General features: G+C 59.5%; 12 protein-coding genes and 1 tRNA gene. 7 read left to right on the top strand and 6 right to left on the bottom strand.

The genetic code is table 11. The features are described from left to right. Positions 1 to 70: 70 nt before the first annotated feature. Positions 71 to 1,036, bottom strand: a complete 966-nt coding sequence (locus ACP7CZ_RS08580; RefSeq protein ID WP_054919524.1) for an arsenic resistance protein — start codon at positions 1,034 to 1,036, stop codon at positions 71 to 73. A 158-nt stretch (positions 1,037 to 1,194) separates the two neighbouring features. Here ACP7CZ_RS08580 and ACP7CZ_RS08575 point away from each other — a divergent pair, with 158 nt between their 5' ends. Next, positions 1,195 to 1,608, top strand: coding sequence for a hypothetical protein (locus ACP7CZ_RS08575; protein WP_034125526.1), 414 nt, complete (start codon positions 1,195 to 1,197; stop codon positions 1,606 to 1,608). A gap of 311 nt (positions 1,609 to 1,919) precedes the next feature. Here the strand turns inward: ACP7CZ_RS08575 and gabP are convergent, their stop codons facing one another. Then, positions 1,920 to 3,311 carry a GABA permease gene (gabP, locus tag ACP7CZ_RS08570; protein WP_034125525.1) on the bottom strand — a complete coding sequence of 464 codons (1,392 nt, stop codon included), beginning with the start codon at positions 3,309 to 3,311 and terminating at the stop codon, positions 1,920 to 1,922. Between the two features lie 555 nt (positions 3,312 to 3,866). On the opposite strand from gabP, the gene ACP7CZ_RS08565 reads away from it, so the two are divergent. The 5 genes from ACP7CZ_RS08565 (at position 3,867) to ACP7CZ_RS08545 (ending at position 8,072) form a co-directional block, all read left to right on the top strand. Then, positions 3,867 to 4,640, top strand: coding sequence for an ABC transporter ATP-binding protein (locus ACP7CZ_RS08565; protein ID WP_010213906.1), 774 nt, complete (start codon positions 3,867 to 3,869; stop codon positions 4,638 to 4,640). A gap of 13 nt (positions 4,641 to 4,653) precedes the next feature. Then, entirely contained in the window at positions 4,654 to 5,406 is a 753-nt protein-coding gene (locus ACP7CZ_RS08560) for an ABC transporter substrate-binding protein (RefSeq protein WP_014716503.1), read from the top strand. Between the two features lie 74 nt (positions 5,407 to 5,480). Next, a complete protein-coding gene (locus ACP7CZ_RS08555) occupies positions 5,481 to 6,176 on the top strand; it encodes an ABC transporter permease (RefSeq protein ID WP_005783890.1) in 696 nt (231 codons plus the stop codon). A gap of 38 nt (positions 6,177 to 6,214) precedes the next feature. Next, positions 6,215 to 6,904, top strand: coding sequence for an ABC transporter permease (locus ACP7CZ_RS08550; RefSeq protein ID WP_032803763.1), 690 nt, complete (start codon positions 6,215 to 6,217; stop codon positions 6,902 to 6,904). Further along, complete coding sequence (locus tag ACP7CZ_RS08545) at positions 6,885 to 8,072, top strand: methyltransferase (protein ID WP_294172853.1); 1,188 nt, start codon at positions 6,885 to 6,887, stop codon at positions 8,070 to 8,072. The genes ACP7CZ_RS08550 and ACP7CZ_RS08545 overlap by 20 nt, the downstream gene beginning before the upstream one ends. A 241-nt stretch (positions 8,073 to 8,313) precedes the next feature. On the opposite strand, the gene bcsQ is transcribed toward ACP7CZ_RS08545, so the two are convergent. Next, positions 8,314 to 9,210: a cellulose biosynthesis protein BcsQ gene (gene bcsQ, locus ACP7CZ_RS08540; protein ID WP_054896622.1), complete on the bottom strand. Its 897-nt coding sequence runs from the start codon at positions 9,208 to 9,210 to the stop codon at positions 8,314 to 8,316. 328 nt (positions 9,211 to 9,538) lie between these two features. Between bcsQ and ACP7CZ_RS08535 the strand changes: the two genes are divergently transcribed. Continuing rightward, positions 9,539 to 9,614, top strand: a tRNA-Thr gene (locus tag ACP7CZ_RS08535). Between the two features lie 634 nt (positions 9,615 to 10,248). Here ACP7CZ_RS08535 and ACP7CZ_RS08530 read toward each other — a convergent pair. The 3 genes from ACP7CZ_RS08530 to ACP7CZ_RS08520 form a co-directional block, all read right to left on the bottom strand. Further along, positions 10,249 to 12,051: a B12-binding domain-containing radical SAM protein gene (locus ACP7CZ_RS08530; RefSeq protein ID WP_198790446.1), complete on the bottom strand. Its 1,803-nt coding sequence runs from the start codon at positions 12,049 to 12,051 to the stop codon at positions 10,249 to 10,251. 1 nt (position 12,052) lies between these two features. After that, complete coding sequence (locus ACP7CZ_RS08525; protein ID WP_181124541.1) at positions 12,053 to 12,991, bottom strand: aromatic amino acid exporter YddG; 939 nt, start codon at positions 12,989 to 12,991, stop codon at positions 12,053 to 12,055. A gap of 104 nt (positions 12,992 to 13,095) precedes the next feature. Beyond that, the gene (locus ACP7CZ_RS08520) at positions 13,096 to 13,872 is read right to left on the bottom strand and encodes a helix-turn-helix domain-containing protein (protein WP_054896634.1); all 777 of its coding nucleotides are present in this window, start codon (positions 13,870 to 13,872) and stop codon (positions 13,096 to 13,098) included. Positions 13,873 to 14,018: the final 146 nt, after the last annotated feature.

Genomic DNA, 14,018 nt, shown 5'->3' with positions numbered 1-14,018 from the left:
GGGAAGCGCTGGCGTATGGTGCCGAACGCGCCCCTGAATGGCGCCTGAACAGACCTGAACATTCACGTGGTTACCGACTGGTGGGCCACACCACTGCCGGGATCAGGCGAACGTAGGCCAACTCGGCAACCAGCTCGATCAGGGTCTGCAGGATCACCACCGTTGCGGCCAAACCGCGCACATCCTCCGGCAGGGCCAGCGCCAATGGCAAAACCACCAGCGAATTACGCGTCGACGCACTGAACGTCACCGCCCGCGCCGTCACCGCTGGCAGTGCGAACAGCCGCGCAGCCCCAATGCCCATCAACGGTGCCAACAGTACAAAGGCCACGTAGATTGGAATGACCGGCAACAACAAATTGATATCTCGCACCACCGCAGTGATGTGCGAAGCGAGCACGACAAACAACACCAGCGCCATCGCCGGCACCGGCAACCACGCCCAGGCGCTGCTCCAAAGACCGATAGCGCTCGAACGCCGCGCAAGCGCGCTGGTGAGGACAGCCAGAAGCATCGGCACCACAATCAAGCCCACGAACGCCTCTACAAATGGCCCCGCCGCTACCACCACGCTGGATTGCTCGCCCAACATCAGCCCCAGGTATACCGGCAACAGCAGCAGTTGCAGCAAAAGCAACAGCGGGGTTGCCGCCAGCATCGAACGCGAATCGCCCTTGCCGATATGGGTAAACACCACCACGTAGTCGATACAGGGCGTTAGCAACACCAGCAGAGCGCCCACCAGCAACGCCGGACGCTCCACCAGGCCGCGGGTCAACCCCCACACCAGCAAAGGCACCAGAATGAAATTGGCCAGCAGCAAGGCCGCCATGAATCGCTTGTTGCCCAAGCCTTGGCGCAGCTCAAGAAAGGGTATCTGCAAAAACATCGCATACATCAGCACGGCGATGGCAGGTGTCACCCAAAGGCTGAAGCCCTGCGCCGACAAGGGCCAGAACAGGCCAAACGTGACGGCAACAAAGACGGCAACAAAGTAGATCGGGACCTGATGGTGTTCCAGGGTGTCACGGGTCATGGGCGGGCTCTGGTGGGTCAATAGACTGTCAGCCTAAGTACCCGCGCAGATAAGGTCGAGCACTACAGCAATCATTGCCGCCCGAGAAACCCTTGGGATTTACCCCAACCTGCGCTTCAATACACCCTCCAGACCAGACCCCCAAGGACGTTGAGCCCATGGCCTCGCCAAACAAGCAGCAAAAACGCGCCCACCGGGCAAAAGCCAAGGCCAAGCAAAACCGCACCCAGCGCGCCGTGGCGCACAAGCCGGATGCTTTTGCTGGCGACGACAGCCGCATCGACCTTGAGTCGGTGGATTTGACTGAACTGTTCGTCGAAATGCGTGCCGCTGGCGAGATCAGCCAGCAGGCGCTGTGTGCGGTGTTCCTGGCGCACCCGTTGCTGGCGCTGGTGCTGGAGCAGGAAGGCGAAGAAGAAGCGACCGACTTTATCCTGGCGGCGCTGATCGAGTATCGGCAGTGGGCGACGGACAGCGATGACGAAGCCGCGGCGTTAGCGTGGATTGAGTCGCCGCAGTTCCAGGCCGATTACGTGGCGGCGTCCCAGGCGCTGGCCAACGCCCCCGACTGACACAAAATAAAAATGTGGGAGCGGGCTTGCCCTAATGCCAGTCAGTTAAGAGCTCGAGCAGACAACCAGTGACTTGTGGCGAGGGAGCTTGCTCCCGCTGGACTGCGTAGCAGTCCCATTTTTGGGGCCGCTTCGCGCCCCAGCGGGAGCAAGCTCCCTCGCCACAGTTACCGATTCTGTCTTAACTGACTGGCGTTAGGGCTTGCTTGAGATGGCGGTGTGTCAGTCGACGAATATATCGACTGGCAGTCCGTCATCGCGGGCAAGCCCGGCTCCCACATTGTTGCGCGGTGCGCTACCACCGTCTCTCGTCAGTTAAGCGCCGCAGCCCCTACTCTTTGGGCCTTGCGACGGCTCGCCACCACCAACCCCGCCAATACCACCAGCAAGCTCAGAACCCCGGTGGCGATGATCTCGACCCGGTGCGCTTCCTGGAACAGCATGATGGTCAACGTACCGACGATAAACACCATTACCGCGTACGTCAGGCCTGGGAACAGCCACATCTTGAAGACGATCTTCTCGCCCGCTGCCGCACGCTTCTGGCGCATGCGCAGTTGCGACACGGCAATCACCAGGTACACCAGCAACGCAATGGCGCCGGAGCTGGCCAGCAGGAATTCGAACACCGCCGCCGGAGCGACGTAGTTGGCGAATACCGCCAGGAACGCGGCGCCGGTAGACAGCAACACCGCCCAGTAAGGCGTGCCGCTCTTGTTGGTGCGCTTGGCCACGGCCGGTGCGTCACCGCGACGGCCCAGGGAGAACAGCATGCGCGACGCGGTGTACAGCGCCGAGTTGAGGCAACTGGTCACGGCAACCAGCACCACCAGGTCGACAATCAGCTTGGCGTTCGGGATACCCATGCGCTCCAGCACGGTCTGGTAGGAACCTACGGCAGCCAGGGTCGGATCGTTCCAAGGCACCAGGGACACCACGATGAAGATCGACAACAGGTAGAACAAACCAATCCGCCAGATCACCGAGTTGGTGGCCTTGGTGATTTGCTGGCCCGGGTTCTTCGATTCGGCTGCGGCGATGGTGACAATCTCGGTGCCCATGAACGAGAACATGGTGGTCAGGATCGCCGCCAATACGGCACCCATGCCGTTGGGCATGAACCCTTGGGTATCGAACAGGTGCGAAACACCGCTGACCTGGCTGGTGGGCAAGAAGCCGAAGATCGCGGCCAGGCCGAGGATCACAAAGCCCACGATCGCCACGACCTTGATCAGCGCAAACCAGAACTCGAACTCGCCGTAGTTCTTCACGCTGAACAAGTTGGTTGCGGTGAGCAGCAAGGTAATGACCAGGGTGAACACCCAGATCGCCACGTCGGGGAACCAGGCGTGCAGGATGGTCGCCGCCGCGTTGGCTTCCAGTGGAATCACCAGCACCCAGAACCACCAGTAGAGCCAGCCAATGGTGAAACCGGCCCAGTGGCCGATTGCCCGGTCGGCATAGGTAGAGAACGAACCGGTATCCGGTGACGCAACGGCCATCTCGGCCAGCATGCGCATCACCAGGACTACCAGCGTACCGGCGGCTGCATAGGCCAACAGCACAGCCGGGCCGGCAGCAGCGATCGCATGGCCGGAGCCGACAAACAAACCGGCGCCGATGACACCGGCAATCGACAGCATGGTGACGTGACGCGGTTTGAGCCCCTGTTCGAGGTCATTGGAGCTTTGCGTACTACTCATTGACACACCTTTGCGAGGAATTGCGAAAACGGTTCGCCCGGCTTGCAGCCTTTCTCGTGAAAAGAATCCAACAGGGCGTTCTTTATTTTTTACGCAAGATTTGCGCCAAAATATTTCAGAACCACAGTTGGCGGGGGCTGTAGGACAATTCACTACTCATCGCAAGTCATTGAGAACAATGGCATTCCGCTATAGCGTTACCGTGCGACTCACATTCATGGCATTGCGACGCACCAAAAACACACACAAAAAGTACGTGACGCCCCATAACCGGGCTGATATGGACCGTTTGCCCGGTTAACCCTTCCAACACCCGGCCAAAGCTGGCACCATCGCGCCCTTTTTTACGCGAAGCCTGTGGATCTTTCCGGGTCAAACGTCTGTAGGTTGTTGATGGCGCGACACACTGCTGCGCCGATGCGACACCCTGCCGCAGACCACCGGTTAACCGTCCGCAGCGCTGTTGGCTGTCATCCAAACGCTATGCTAGCTTGGCGCCTCGCCAGGAAGGCGGCCCAACAGCGAAGATCGCAACGAACACAATGAGGACCGCACATGGCCGAGGCCACGCCCGCGCTTGAAATCCGCAACTTGCATAAACGCTATGGTGAGCTTGAGGTACTCAAAGGTATCTCGCTGACCGCTCGCGACGGCGATGTGATCTCGATCCTGGGTTCCTCCGGTTCCGGCAAGTCCACTTTCCTGCGCTGCATCAACCTGCTGGAAAACCCGCACCAGGGCCAGATACTGGTGGCCGGCGAAGAACTCAAGCTAAAGGCCGCGAAAAACGGCGAACTGATGGCCGCCGACGGCAAGCAGATCAACCGCCTGCGCAGCGAAATCGGGTTTGTGTTTCAAAACTTTAACCTGTGGCCGCACATGAGCATCCTCGACAACATCATCGAGGCTCCTCGGCGCGTGCTCGGCCAGAGCAAGGCCGAAGCGATAGAAGTGGCCGAGGCCCTGCTGGCCAAGGTTGGTATCGCCGACAAGCGCCACGCCTACCCTGCGCAACTCTCTGGCGGCCAACAACAACGCGCAGCGATTGCGCGTACCCTGGCGATGCAGCCTAAAGTCATCCTGTTCGACGAACCGACGTCGGCGCTTGACCCGGAAATGGTCCAGGAAGTACTTAATGTGATCCGCGCGCTGGCCGAAGAAGGCCGCACCATGCTGCTGGTCACCCACGAAATGGGCTTCGCCCGCCAGGTATCCAGCGAAGTGGTGTTTTTGCACCAGGGCCTGGTCGAAGAGCAAGGATCGCCACAGCAGGTATTTGAAAACCCGCTTTCGGCGCGCTGCAAACAATTCATGTCCAGCAACCGCTAACGGAGCAACATGCATGCAGACCTATAAGAAATTCCTTCTGGCCGCGGCCGTCTCGATGGCATTCAGCGCCACGGCCATGGCAGAAACCTTGAAGATGGGGATCGAAGCGGCCTACCCGCCGTTCAACAATAAAGACGCCAGCGGTAACGTTGTCGGCTTCGACAAGGACATCGGCGACGCCCTGTGCGCCAAGATGAAAGTCGAGAAGTGCGAAGTGTATGTGTCCGACTGGGACGGCATCATCCCTGCCCTGAACGCCAAGAAGTTCGACTTCCTGGTGTCTTCGCTGTCGATCACCGACGAGCGCAAGCAGGCGGTGGACTTCACCGACCCGTACTATTCCAACAAGCTGCAGTTCATTGCGCCCAAAGCCACTGCGGATTTCAAGACCGACGCCACTTACCTCAAAGGCAAGGTGATCGGTGCACAGCGCGCAACGCTGGCCGGTACCTATCTGGAAGACAAGCTGCCGGACACCGAAGCCAAGCTCTACGACACGCAGGAAAACGCCTACCTCGACCTGACCTCCGGTCGCCTCGACGGCATCCTGGCTGACAAGTACGTGCAGTACGAATGGCTCAAGAGCAAAGACGGTTCGGCCTATGAATTCAAAGGCGACCCGGTGGTAGAAAGCGACAAGATTGGTATCGCCGTACGCAAAGGCGACCCGCTGCGCGAGCGCCTGAACAAAGCCCTGGCAGAGATCAAGGCAGACGGCACCTACAAGAAGATCAACGACAAGTACTTCCCGTTCAGCATCGAATGATCTGAACGGCCTGCCCGGCGCGCTCCTGCGAGCGCGCTGGCTTTTAGCAATGCCTGCCGCGATATGAAAACACCATGAATTTCGATCTCTACGGATTCGGCCCGGCCCTTGCCGCCGGCGCGCTGATGACCGTCAAACTGGCGCTCACGGCCCTGTGCCTGGGGCTGGTGCTCGGCCTTGCCGGCGCCTTGGCCAAGACCTCCCCGTACAAGCCACTGCAATGGCTGGGCGGTGCGTATTCGACCATCGTTCGCGGTATTCCCGAATTACTGTGGGTGCTGCTGATTTACTTTGGCACCGTCAACCTGATGCGTGCGCTCGGTGAGTTCTTCGGCAACCCCGACCTGTCGCTGAGTGCCTTCGCCGCCGGCGTCATCGCCCTGGGCCTGTGCTTCGGCGCCTATGCAACGGAAGTGTTCCGCGGCGCGATCCTCGCCATTCCCAAGGGCCACCGCGAAGCCGGTGTGGCGTTGGGGCTGTCGAAGTTTCGGATTTTCACCCGGCTGATCATGCCGCAGATGTGGCGCATCGCCCTGCCGGGCCTGGGTAACCTGTTCATGATCCTGATGAAAGACACCGCGCTGGTGTCGGTGATCGGTCTGGAAGAAATCATGCGCCACGCGCAGATCGGCGTGACCGTGACCAAGCAACCCTTCACCTTCTTCATGGTCGCCGCCTTCATGTACCTGGGCCTGACAGTACTGGCGATGACCAGCATGCACTTCCTGGAAAAACGCGCCGCCCGCGGCTTTGCAAGGAGCACCCAATGAGCGGCGACTACAGCTGGCTATCGCACTTTGACCTGGGCCTGAACTGGGCAGTGATCATCAAGTGGCTGCCGAAGTTGGCCCAGGGCGCAACCCTGACCCTGGAGCTGGTGGCAATCGCCGTGATCGCCGGCCTGCTGCTGGCGATCCCTCTGGGCATCGCCCGCTCTTCGCGCCGCTGGTACGTGAGCGCCCTGCCCTACGGCTACATTTTCTTCTTCCGTGGCACGCCGCTGCTGGTGCAGTTGTTCCTGGTGTATTACGGCCTGGCGCAATTCGACGCCGTGCGCAACAGCTTCATGTGGCCGTACCTGCGAGACCCGTTCTGGTGCGCCACCGCCACCATGACCCTGCACACCGCCGCCTACATTGCCGAGATCCTGCGCGGTGCGATCCAGGCCATTCCGCCGGGCGAGATCGAAGCGGCGCGGGCCCTGGGCATGTCAAAGCCCAAGACGCTGTTCTACATCATCCTGCCACGCGCCTCGCGCATCGGCCTGCCGGCCTACAGCAACGAAGTGATCCTGATGCTCAAGGCCAGCGCCTTGGCCAGTACCGTGACCCTGCTGGAACTGACCGGCATGGCGCGCACCATCATTGCCCGCACTTACCTGCCGGTGGAGATTTTCTTCGCCGCAGGGTTGTTCTACCTGCTGATGGCCTACGTGCTGGTGCGCGGCTTCAAACTGCTGGAAAAATGGCTGCGCGTCGATGCATGCCAAGGACGTTGAGGCACGCTTCCAGGCACTGGATGCGTTCCTGACCGAACACCAAGGGCTGTGGCGACCACGGCCCTTTACTCAGTTGCAGTTGCCCTGGGAAACCGAGCATCCCGAGTTATCCCAGTGGCTGCGCAAGCGTTCGCTGGCCGAAGCTGAAGCCAGTCACAACCAACCCCACGACCTGCCCGCGCCCACACCTTTTCCACAGCTGGCCGCTCACGCGCTGCGCCTCGCTACTGTGGATAAGTTACCCACGCACACCCTTGAGCCCGCTCGCCATCGTTTGAATGTCGACGTGCCAGGGCGCAAATGGCAACAGATCGAAGCCTTCGGCGCCGCGCTGACCTTTACCCAAACGCCTGCCCACTGGCTGGACTGGTGCGCCGGCAAAGGCCACCTAGGCCGCCGCCTGCTGCAACCCGGCCAACAGCTGACCTGCCTGGAATACGACCCCGCCCTGATCGCCTCCGGCCAAGCCTTGAGTGATCGCCACGGCCTGCCCGCAACCCATCATCTGCAAGACGTGATGGCGGATGTCGCGATCCAGCCCGAACACACGCCGGTCGCCCTGCATGCCTGCGGCGACCTGCATGTGCGCCTGCTACAACTGGCCAGCGCCGCCGGCTGCAAACAACTGGCCCTGGCGCCCTGCTGCTACAACCGCATCACCGCCGACCGTTATCAAGCCCTCTCCGCCGCCGGGCGCGCCTCACTGCTGCAACTGTCGATTGAGGACCTGGGCCTGCCACTGAGCGAAACCGTCACCGCCGGCAACCGTGTACGCCAACAACGGGACACCTCCATGGCCCGCCGCCTGGGCTTTGACCAACTGCAACGGCAACTGCGTGGCTGCGACGACTACCTGCCAACACCTTCCCTGCCCGCCAGTTGGCTGGATAAACCCTTTGCCGACTATTGCCAGGAACTGGCAAGCCTCAAGGGCTTATCCACAGGCGAGCAGAACTGGCCAGCCCTGGAAGCCCACGGCTGGCAACGCCTGGCAGAGGTGCGCAACCTTGAGTTAGTGAGAGGCTTGTTTCGACGCCCATTGGAACTGTGGTTGGTATTGGACCGGGCACTGTTCATGGTGGAACAGGGCTACAACGTCGAGGTCGGCAGCTTCTGCGAACCATCGTTGACCCCTCGCAACCTGATGGTGCTGGCCGAGCGCGAATAAAGGGCAAAAAATCCTACAAACGCCCTGTGGATAACTCTGTTGATGAATACTTTGCAGAGGCCCTAGATATCGGCACTTCACACCCAAAGCTGGCCTGGTTATTTTTTGTTCACAAAATAAAGTGCACACAAAACAGGCAGTTGCCGCGTGCTGAGAACTGCTGCACAAAATGGCTGTTTCGTGACACCCGTTACCAACCGATTGTGCATAAGCATCTGGCGCCACGCGAATAACGGGCGCTTTATGCGGTCTGTTTTGGCGCCTTCAGCCACAGGCAAACCTCGTTGATATCATCACTGGCCAGCCGTTTCGCCACGTTATCCAGTGGGTCGGATGAGTAGGCCAACGCCTCATTGATGGCCATATCGCGATGAACTTCCAACGGCTCTTTGCCCAAGCGATGCTTGAACGCCTCGACCATGTCCAGGCTGAAGGGGTTGCTCTCATCCACCTGGTTAATCACCACCTGCACAACCGGCGGGCGCTCGCCCTCAAGGTGCGGAGCGAGCAGCAGGTCCAGATGATCCAGGGTCCCAAGGCAAGCAGCGTCCGCCTGCACGATGACCAGCACCACATCGGCAACGCTCAACGCTTGATGGAAATAGACGTTATTACCCGCGGGCGTATCGATGATCACCGTGTGCCGCTCGCTGAGCCCCAGGCACCCAAGACGCTGCGCCAGCCAACCGGGCTCCTGCTTGAGCCAGCGCTCGAGGCTTTCCTGCTGCTGGATATCGATATCGCCGAACGTCATCACCTGGCAACCGGCAAAGCCCAACTGCTGCAAGGGCGCCCATTGCCCATGCTCCAGACTGGTGCGGCCGATTCCGGGCAAGGTGGAACTGACCCCAAAGTGATGATGCAAGGCATTCTGCGGGTCCAGGTCCAGCGCCACCACCGACTCGCCCAGGCGCTGCAACCCACTGCTCAAGGCCGTGACCAGCGTGCTGCGGCCCACACCGCCATTGATAGACACCAACGCCACTATTTTAGGGCGCAGCTCCGGGGCATTGAGGGGCTGTTGGTAAATACTTTCGTCAGGAACACTGCCGAAAAAGTGCATTCTTGCATTGATGCCGTCGGCATCATGGGTAACGTCTTTGCCAAACAACGCCAGAATTTCTTTGCTTAGGCTCATAGCCTGCTCCTCACGACGCAGCTTAAAGACGTGAAGGTCAGCAAGTGCGGGCACTTGCCGCAGGTCTTTTTATAGGCGCCCTTGTTGGGGGCATTCTGTGACAAAGGGTTTGAAGTGTCATTATTTTGCTGTTTTTATGCTCGGGTTTTTAGATGGACGGTAGATAGTCAATTTAATGGCTTTTTCAGCGTGTGTTTTCCACAGGCTTGCAACCTGTGAAAACGTGCCCAAGACAGCCTGATCGCAAGAAACCTCAGACTTTGCAAAAATAGTCAGAATTCAGGGGTTTACAGAACCTTTCCAATCGCTATAATCGTCGCCCTAACACGCCGGTATAGCTCAGTTGGTAGAGCAACTGACTTGTAATCAGTAGGTCCCGGGTTCGACTCCTGGTGCCGGCACCATACAAGGTTCCAAAGAAAGCTTTCAAAATCTCTGGAACCCCCGAAAAACCCGCCTTCTGGCGGGTTTTTTCGTTTTGACATTCCGTCGGATTCCGCCAAAATCTTATGGATACCAGCCGAAAACCACCTCGATTTTCACGGGCAATCGTCCGCCCTGCCCGCCCATCCTTCATCAGCAGGCCTGCACACAAATCAGCGACGAACTGGGGCATGGTCGTCTCGACGTGGTATCGGCTTATAACGATGATCGAGCACGAGCAAAACATTCGACATGGCGCTGTTCCTGGCGGATCTTCTCACCGGGTCGCATGCCATTCGCGAACGTCACCTACGCCAAGCAAAGACCATTCAAGCGGAGATCTCTAATCGCTTGCACGAAGATAATCCATGGACCTGGCAGCGAAAGCATCTCGCATGGTTTCTAAACCGTCACGTGAACCAGCATGCTGAATCGACGCGCTATTACTGGCTACTGACCGCGCATTTGCTCACTCTTCGCTTAGGAAAATTCAACCTATAGATGAAGGTCAAAAACCGGTCAGAAGCAGGCTGATGGTGTAAGTGGCTCAATTGACGTGTGAGGTTGTTTGGCTACTCGCTCGAAGTCATTGAACGAGTAGGGCTGTGTAAAAAATCAGACATCCACTGGCCACGTTCCGCGCCGCACCATTTCCCGCACCCGATCAGCACCATTGGCGCGTACCAGCAATTCCATACGGGCTTTTTCGATGTCCTCGGCACTCCATTGCTCGGTGGCCATGGTGGCTTTTTCGTGAGACCAGCCATTGTCGTAGTGACGGACCACATACTGCTGTTGGTATGCCCACATCTCGGTGCCCGGAATCGGGGTCACGATAAACGGGTTGGCGTAGGCCATGCCTGCGCCCATAAGGCTGACGGCATAATCAATGGTATTACCGATTTGCCCCAGGCTTTCGATGAACGGCTGTTCGGCAGCCGAGGCCGGCGGGTTGACGAAGCCGAGCATGAAGCCGCCCGTCACCTGAATTCCGCACTCGGTAAACATCTGGATGATCTCAAAGGTTGCCTGCTGAATCGCGTTGAAACGCGACTTGTTGGAGTTCACCAGGCTCTCTTCGTTGGCGCTCTCCACCGCAAGGTAAATGTTGTAGCAACCGTTGTCGGCGATTGAACGGATAAACGTCTTCGCCGTGAGACCGCCGCGAATGGCAGCGATGACGTTGCGGTAGTGCGGGCTTTTGAGTTCCTGCTCATCAAGTTCCGTCAGAAATCGCTCGCCCTTGTGCAGCAGCACCAGATTGAACAGGCTCAGCCCACCTTCCTCGACCCACGGCAAATGGTGTTTCTTCAACAGCTTGCCGACCTCCATAGCGTACAGCGGGTCATGCATCAAGTGATCGTCTTCGATCAACACTTCGGTCACGCCTTGTTTGACCAAATCCGCCAGATGCAGGTCGAACCAGTCCAGCCCCAATGCCCGCCAGGGGCCGTTGATTTTGGGGATATAGCAGAAGTTGCAATTGACGTTGCAGCCTATGGTGGAAAAGATCTGCGCCCAGGCGCCGGTCTTGCGCACCCGCGCACCGGAGGAATGATAGGGCTGCAAGTAGTTGTTCATGTTCAGGAAACTGAAATCCGGCAACGGCATGACGCCCAGCCGCTCATCCAGATCCTGCCGGGCCGGGACAATGCTCAAGTAGCTGGATTTGCGCGTCGGTCGAACTAGTTGGCCACTGTAGCTGCGATAGGCAATGCCCGGCACCGCGTCGACATTGCCGCCTTCATGGGTGACCGCGTCGAGCAGCAGCGTGAAGGCGCGATCCGCTTCGTTGATCAGGGTGAAATCGAAAGGCGAGTCCAGCAAGGCATTCTGCCAGTCACCGCTGGAATGGGCACCGCCCGTCACCAGCAGCAAATTTGGATCGATGGATTTCACCAGGTCGGCCAGCGCCCGGGCGTTGCCCCATTGCACGGTGTAGTTGCACTGGATGCCGACGATGTCCGGTTGTGCATCTTCGATGATCTTGCGCATTTGCACATCGGTGAGGCCATAGCGGACCAAATGGCCCTGATCGACGTTCACCAGAGTGTTTTCCTGGGACCAGCCGGCGAATGGCGCGTCGACGATCTGCACCTCGTAGCCGGCGCGCTTGGCCACCGTGGCGATGCGCAACAGGCCAATGGGCGTGCCGGCGCGTTTCATTACTTCGAACGTGTCGATGCCGATGTCGGCAAATGCGCTGCCCAGCGGTACCGGCTCAATCAGCCGCGTGTAAGGCGGCACGAACAGCAACACACGTGGCGCTTCGCCATTTGCGCGGCGGCGAATGCCGCTGCGGCTGGACTTCAATGACGGTAGTCCCAGATGCTGGAGGGCAGGACGAGTGGGCGCCACGCTGAATCGTGGCAGGTCGCGTTCAATTCTTGTGGCGCCTTCAGAGGCAATCAGGTCCATCTCAAAGCTCCTTTACAACAGTGATGTCGGCGTTGGGCTGGCCTGTTTTCGAGGTGGCGATAACAGCGCCAACGATAATCAGCAGTGTGGGAATAATCAGGATCGGGCTGGCATGGCTTTGCCCTATGGCCACCAGCAGCAGGGTCGAGATCAGGGGGGCCAGATAGGAGAGAGCGCCGAGCATCGCCAGGCTGCCGTGCTTGGTGGCGTGGTCCCAGGCGAAAAACGCCAGGCCCACCGGCCCCAGGCCAAGGCCGACGATGGCCGCCCATTGCCCGGCGCTTGGAATGACCGCGGTTTCAAACGCCAGATGGCAGACCAGGCCGGCCACTGCGACGAGGCCACAGATGCCACCAATGATGCTGCTTGGCACGTCACTGAAACGGCGGTTGATCACCGAATAGGACGACCAGACCAGCGCGCAGGCGAAGGCGGCCAGGTAGCCGGCTACCGGCATGGCGGCGGCTTCATCCGAGGCGCGCTGTTGCATGATGAACGCCGTACCGGCCAACCCCAGCAGCGCGCCGAGTAACTGGCGTTTGCGCAGCCGTTCCCCCGCGCTGAAGGCCGAGAGCAGCACAATCAACAGTGGCCACAGGTAGGCGATCAGGCTCGCCTCGGCAACCGGGGCAGCCTTGAGGGCGAAAAAATACAGCGCGTGGTAGGCGAATATCCCTAGAAAACCGACCGCCCATACCGACCAGGGCTGACGCCAGCTGCGAAACCCCGCCATGCCGTTGCGGCCAAGGATGCACAGGCTCGCTACAAACGCGACGGCAAAACTCAGGGTCAGCAGTTGGAAGGGTGGAATGCCTTCGGTGAGGCTGGTCAGCAACGCCAGGCATGACCACAGAAACACCGCGATCACGCCGATGGCGGTGGCCGAGGCTGCGGCTCTGACAGACACCTGTGTTTTGGCAGTGTGCGTCACTTCGGTCATCTACGCCCCGTCTGATTTATCCTTGTCGGTGGGGCAATCATAGAAAGGTCCGGCCGGGCGGGTATTGATGAGCACTGCTGAAGATTTGTTCAGGCCTGCCGGATTCACCTTACCCGCGAACTTCGTCGCACCGTGGCCGGGGTCAGGTCGCGGTTCTTTTTCAGGGCGTGGGTGAGTGCACTTTGATCGGCATAACCGACGCGGTGGGCGATCTCGGTGATCGACAGCGCGGTTTCGCACAGCAAGTCGATGGCACGGTTGAGACGCAAGGTGGCGATATGCGCAAAAGGCGTGCTATTCAAATGCCGAGCGAACAGCACGTAGAGTTGCCGCTCGCTGGTGCCTGCCACCCGTGCAATCTCGGTGGCGCTAAGCCGGCTGTCCAGATGGCTTTCAATGTAAGCGAGTGCCCGTGCCAGGGTGAACTGACCATGCTCAGGGATGATTCCGGGCGGCAGCGTCAGCGAAGACAGCAGCAAAGTACTCCAGGACTCTGCCACCTGAGGTGAACTGGTCAGCAAGGGCGCGCTGCGGCTGGCGTATTCGAGTAAATGGCGGATTTCCGGGCCTACTGGGAAAAAGCGTTTGTCGGCCTGGAGTCTGGTCGACAGGTCGAGATTCTTGGGCCCGCCGAACGTCGTGGCCGGCACGTCGAGTACCAGAAAGATATTGGCCTTTTGCGCCAGAAACGCATGGCGAGCACCGGCAGGAATTACCACGCCCTGACTCCAGTCGACCTTGCCGGCCCGACCGTCGACTTCGATGTCCATGGAGCCGGACTGCGGCAGCACGAGCTGATGAAAGTCGTGATCGTGCAATTCGACTTGGCCCGAATACGAACGAAGGGCCAGTGAAACCGCTGGGTTATCGTGACTGCCCATAGCGCCTCTCCGTTGGCTCAGGTTCACATCATGCCTGAGTCAGAGAACCCGGTGCCACTCCCGCGAGCGCTCAGGGGAGATGCGACGAGTCATCGGCAAGAACTCGTGCGGGACGCGGGCTGATTTCATCGCGGGCAAGCCCGGCG

This window comes from Pseudomonas sp. DWP2-2, assembly GCF_049897065.1.
Classification (GTDB): domain Bacteria; phylum Pseudomonadota; class Gammaproteobacteria; order Pseudomonadales; family Pseudomonadaceae; genus Aquipseudomonas; species Aquipseudomonas paracarnis.
The sequence above is the reverse complement of the archived record's forward strand: the minus strand, read 5'-3'. Positions and strand labels throughout refer to the sequence as shown.